Below are 3,594 nucleotides of genomic sequence, written 5' to 3'. Positions count from 1 at the left end.
CGGTGCCGGTGTCGACGCGGTCAGCCGCGGAGTCCGCGCTGGCGGACGGCGCGGACGCACTGGTCGTCGACCTTGCTGGTCCGGTCTTGTTCTCGGTCGACGCCACAGGGCTGCGGGCACTGGCGTCGGGCTACCGGCCCGTCGCCGCCTGGGGAGCAGGTTAGGCGACCCACCTCGCTCTCTACCCTTGGAAGACGAGAAGGGGCTAGCGGTAGACGGGTCCGGTGAACTTTTCTCCGGGGCCCTCGCCGGGGGCGTCCGGGATGGCGGAGGCTTCCCGGAAGGCGAGCTGCAGGCTTTTCAGGCCGTCGCGGAGGGGCGCGGCGTGGTGATGGCCCAGATGCGGAACGGCCGCGGTGAGGAGGCCGGCGAGGCTGTCGATGAGGCCGCGGGCTTCGTCGAGGTCCCGGTGCTCCGGAAGGTCCTCGGCCAGGCCGAGGTGGACGGCGGCGGCACTCATGAGGTGGACGGCGGCCGTCGAGATGAGTTCCACCGCGGGGACTTCGGCGATATCCCGGCTCTGCTGCTGGTCGGGACGGTCGCCGGGGGGTGGTGTGGGAATAGAGTCAGAGTGGGAACTGTTCTTCACCCGTGGTAGCCTGTCACACTGACCGGTCCACCTGATCCAGCTGCTCGCAGTTTGGCTTAAGTGGAACGCAAGCGGAGACCCTCCCACCTGAACAGCCGCCACAGGCCGTCGGGTCCAGGTCCGGGCATCAAAGATGCTCATGCGGTAGGAGTGCGTATGCATGCCTATCGCTACGGATGGCCTTCGCTGCGCATAGCGGAGGCCTTTTTTGGCTGCTGCTGTGTGAAGCCAGCAATTATCTAGAACCCTAGTAATGAGGAGGACGGCATCAGCGTCGAGCCCCGTATCAACGACCGGATCCGGGTTCCGGAGGTCCGGCTCGTCGGCCCGAATGGTGAGCAGGTCGGCATCGTGCGAATCGAGGACGCGTTGCGCCTCGCCGCCGAGGCCGAGCTCGACCTGGTAGAAGTGGCACCGAGCGCGCGACCTCCGGTGGCGAAGCTCATGGACTACGGCAAGTACAAGTACGAGTCTGCGATGAAGGCGCGCGAGGCCCGTCGTAACCAGTCGCATGTCCTGATCAAGGAGCAGAAGCTCCGGCCGAAGATCGACACACACGACTACGAGACGAAGAAGCGCAACGTCGAGCGCTTCCTGGCCGAAGGTGACAAGGTCAAGGTCACGATCATGTTCCGTGGCCGTGAGCAGTCACGACCCGAGCTTGGCTTCCGGTTGCTCCAACGGCTTGCCACCGACGTCGAGGATCTCGGCTTCGTCGAGTCCTCGCCGAAGCAGGACGGCCGGAACATGATCATGGTTCTGGGGCCGCACAAGAAGAAGGCCGACGCCAAGGCCGACCGTCAGGCGGCCAAGGTGGAACGGCAGGCCCAGCGCGAAGCGGATGCCGAAGCAGAGAGAGCGGAACGCGCCGCGGGACGCGAGGCGGCCGCGAAGGAGCGGCCGGTCCGTCCTGCGCGTAGCGGTGGAACCGCCGAGAACGAAGAGTAGAGGAGCACGGCAACCATGCCGAAGAATAAGACGCACAGCGGCGCCAGCAAGCGGTTCCGCATCACCGGGAGTGGCAAGGTCCTTCGCCAGAAGGCGCACCGCCGTCACTACCTGGAGCACAAGAACAGCACCCTCACTCGTCGACTCGACGGCACCACAGAGGTGTCCAAGGCAGACGGGAAGCGGATCAAGAAGCTTCTCGGCAAGTAGAAGCGCCCCTTGTCAGCCTGAACGGACGAAGAAGATCCCGGCCGATTCGTTGTAGGCCGGAACGAGCTAGGAGTATCAGTGGCACGCGTGAAGCGGGCGGTCAACGCCCACAAGAAACGCCGCGAGACCCTCGAGCGGGCGAGCGGATACCGGGGTCAGCGCTCCCGGATGTACCGGAAGGCCAAGGAGCAGGTCACACACTCCCTGGTCTACGCGTACCGGGACCGTAAGCAGCGTAAGGGCGATTTCCGTCAGCTGTGGATCACCCGGATCAACGCCGCGTCTCGGGCGGAGGGCCTGACCTACAACCGGCTCATCCAGGGACTGCGCCTGGCCGAGATCGACGTGGATCGTAAGATCCTGGCCGACCTCGCGGTCAATGACCCGGCCGCTTTCAAGGCTCTGGTCGAGACCGCCCGTGCGGCGCTGCCGGCCGACCGCAACGCGCCGGCTGCTGAGAGCGCCTAGTTCTCCGGTGTTCGCCAGGGAATGACATGTACGCGAAGCCGCTGAGAGCGGTGCGCGGACGGGACCTGCGGGAGTTTCCGGCAGGTCCCGTCGCATGTGCGGGGCCGGTCTCCCGGTGGGTGATGGCGGTGCCGCGCGCCTTGAGCCACCGACCGACATGTTGACGGAGCGCTCGGAGCGGATACGTCAGGCACGCAAACTCACGCGGCGGGCCGGCCGGGAGAAGGCCGGCCTCTTCCTCGCCGAGGGTGCGCAAGCCGTGCGCGAGGCGGTGAGCGCAGGCCCGGGCCGAGTGGTCGAGGTCTTCGCCACGCCGGCTGCCACCGAACGCCATCCCGAACTCACTGAACGGGCCGGCGCCGACGGTGTGTCGCTCCATCTCGCGGACGAAGCCGCGTTGGCCACGCTGTCAGAGACCGTGAGCCCGCAGGGGATCGTCGCGGTGTGCCGCTCGCTGGTCGTCTCGCTCGACGAGGCGCTGGGGAAGAGCTCTGCGCGGCTCCCCGGACAGAACGGCTTGGACACGCCCGAGATGCCGTCGGTCAGTGCGGCGCCTAGGTTGATCGCCGCGCTGGTGGAGGCGCGCGACCCAGGTAACGCCGGGACGGTGATCCGGTGTGCGGACGCAGCCGGAGCGGACGCCGTCGTGCTGACCAGCGGCTCGGTTGATCCGCAGGGCGGCAAGGCGGTTCGCGCTTCGGCCGGGAGCCTGTTCCACCTTCCCATCGCCACCGGCGCTACGGTCTCGGCGACGGTGCAGCACGCACACGCGCGCGGTATGACCGTGCTGGCGGCGGACGGCGCGGGTGAACGGGATCTCGACGAGGCCGAGACGGCAGGATGGCTTGCCGAACCGGTGTCGTGGCTGTTCGGCAACGAGGCATGGGGCTTGCCTGACGACGTGCGCGCGCTGGCGGACCACGTGGTGCGTGTCCCGATCTACGGTCGCGCCGAGAGCCTCAACCTCGCCACCGCCGCGGCGGTCTGCTTGTACGCGACGGCACGCGCGCAGAGAAAACCACCGGCCCGATGATCATCAACGAGTAGACCGGCGATGGCGCGGCCAACGGTTGATGATCATGAGTGGGTCACTAGGCTGAGCAGATGCCGAATATCGCGACCAACACCGAAGTCGACCGTGATGGGCTGCTGGAGTTCGTGCGCCCGCGTCACCACGGCGTACTGCTGACCGTGCGCGCCGATGGGACTCCTCAGGGCTCCCCGGTGACGTGTGGAGTCGACGACGCCGGGCGCATCGTCGTCTCGACGTATCCGGATCGCGCCAAGGCGGTGAACGTCCGCCGCACACCCCGCGCCAGCATCATCATCCTGTCCGACGAGTTCAACGGCGAGTGGGTTCAGGTCGACGGTCCGGCCGA

At 67.2% G+C, this 3,594-nt stretch carries 6 protein-coding genes; 5 read left to right on the top strand and 1 reads right to left on the bottom strand.

Annotated features, from left to right (window positions below; genetic code table 11):
• Window positions 1–205 precede the first annotated feature (205 nt).
• Window positions 206–562, bottom strand: coding sequence for a DUF1844 domain-containing protein (locus tag ELR45_RS27120; RefSeq protein ID WP_205857385.1), 357 nt, complete (start codon window positions 560–562; stop codon window positions 206–208).
• Window positions 563–856: 294 nt separating this feature from the next.
• Between ELR45_RS27120 and infC the strand changes: the two genes are divergently transcribed.
• From infC to ELR45_RS41570, 5 genes are all read left to right on the top strand, one after another.
• The gene (gene infC / locus ELR45_RS27115; RefSeq protein ID WP_129669116.1) at window positions 857–1,537 is read left to right on the top strand and encodes a translation initiation factor IF-3; all 681 of its coding nucleotides are present in this window, start codon (window positions 857–859) and stop codon (window positions 1,535–1,537) included.
• Between the two features lie 15 nt (window positions 1,538–1,552).
• A complete protein-coding gene (rpmI, locus tag ELR45_RS27110) occupies window positions 1,553–1,747 on the top strand; it encodes a 50S ribosomal protein L35 (RefSeq protein WP_129669115.1) in 195 nt (64 codons plus the stop codon).
• A 78-nt stretch (window positions 1,748–1,825) separates the two neighbouring features.
• The gene (gene rplT / locus ELR45_RS27105) at window positions 1,826–2,215 is read left to right on the top strand and encodes a 50S ribosomal protein L20 (RefSeq protein ID WP_129669114.1); all 390 of its coding nucleotides are present in this window, start codon (window positions 1,826–1,828) and stop codon (window positions 2,213–2,215) included.
• A gap of 157 nt (window positions 2,216–2,372) precedes the next feature.
• Entirely contained in the window at window positions 2,373–3,248 is an 876-nt protein-coding gene (locus tag ELR45_RS27100) for a TrmH family RNA methyltransferase (protein WP_240760180.1), read from the top strand.
• 71 nt (window positions 3,249–3,319) lie between these two features.
• The coding region (locus ELR45_RS41570) for a TIGR03618 family F420-dependent PPOX class oxidoreductase (RefSeq protein ID WP_240760179.1) at window positions 3,320–3,594 on the top strand (275 nt) is incomplete at its 3' end.

The sequence above is a fragment of the Phytoactinopolyspora endophytica genome (assembly GCF_004138495.1).
Classification (GTDB): Bacteria; Actinomycetota; Actinomycetes; order Jiangellales; family Jiangellaceae; genus Phytoactinopolyspora; species Phytoactinopolyspora endophytica.
Note: the sequence above shows the minus strand (reverse complement) of the source record. Positions and strands in the feature narration are given on the sequence as shown.